This window comes from Pseudomonas sp. BJa3 (assembly GCF_026343815.1).
In the GTDB taxonomy this organism is placed as follows: domain Bacteria; phylum Pseudomonadota; class Gammaproteobacteria; order Pseudomonadales; family Pseudomonadaceae; genus Aquipseudomonas; species Aquipseudomonas soli.
In genome coordinates this window covers 1-325 of sequence record NZ_JAOXMC010000077.1, presented here as the reverse complement: position 1 = coordinate 325, position 325 = coordinate 1, and the positions used below count along the sequence as shown (strand labels likewise).

Below are 325 nucleotides of genomic sequence, written 5' to 3'. Positions count from 1 at the left end.
CCAGCACCGGGGCACAGCTCAGGTCCAGGCCTACCGCCAGCACCGCGGTGGCCATCAGCCAGCCGCCCTGCGCGGCCAGGTATTCGGCATTGGCGTTGTCGGCGATGGCGCGCAGGGCCGGCAGGCGCACGAAGCCCTGGCGCAGGCGCTGGACTCGCCCGCCTTCCTGGTCCACGGCGAGGATCAGCTCGGGACGGATGGCGCGGATCGAGGCGCACAACTCGCGCACCTGGCGCGGGCTGTCGTTGTTGCGGGCTAAGATGATGAGGCCGGCCACGTCGGGCTGGCGCAGCAGATGGCGGTCTTCGGCGGTCAGCCATTTACC

At 71.1% G+C, this 325-nt stretch carries 1 protein-coding gene; it reads right to left on the bottom strand.

Annotation, left to right across the window (positions count from 1 at the left end):
* Positions 1 to 325, bottom strand: a 325-nt coding sequence (locus OH705_RS26940) for a glycoside hydrolase family 3 N-terminal domain-containing protein (protein ID WP_323873504.1), incomplete at both ends; no start/stop codon positions are given.